Annotated in this window: 1 protein-coding gene; it reads right to left on the reverse strand. The window is 58.3% G+C overall.

Annotated elements, in window-relative coordinates:
• Positions 1-288, reverse strand: a 288-nt coding sequence (locus L0U88_RS20760) for a P-type ATPase actuator domain-containing protein (protein WP_491893171.1), incomplete at both ends; no start/stop codon positions are given.

Below are 288 nucleotides of genomic sequence, written 5' to 3' on the forward strand. Positions count from 1 at the left end.
AGGCGATTACGAGCACGGTGACAAAGGCCAGCATGCCCCTCAGCCAAGCTTCCTCGATCCCGCTTAGGCCCCAAATTAGTAAGGTGACCACGCCGATCGCCAATACCGTGGGCACAAAGACCGCCGCGATCTTGTCGACCAGCTGCTGCACGGGGGCTTTGGATCCCTGTGCCAGTTTCACCCGCCGGATGATGTTGGAAAGCAAGGTTTGTTGGCTGGATTTCTCCACGCGGATGGCTATGCTGCCGTTTTGATTGAGCGTACCGGCGAAGACCGAGTCGCCTTTGG

Source organism: Flavihumibacter fluminis (genome assembly GCF_021491375.1).
Classification (GTDB): Bacteria; Bacteroidota; Bacteroidia; order Chitinophagales; family Chitinophagaceae; genus Flavihumibacter; species Flavihumibacter fluminis.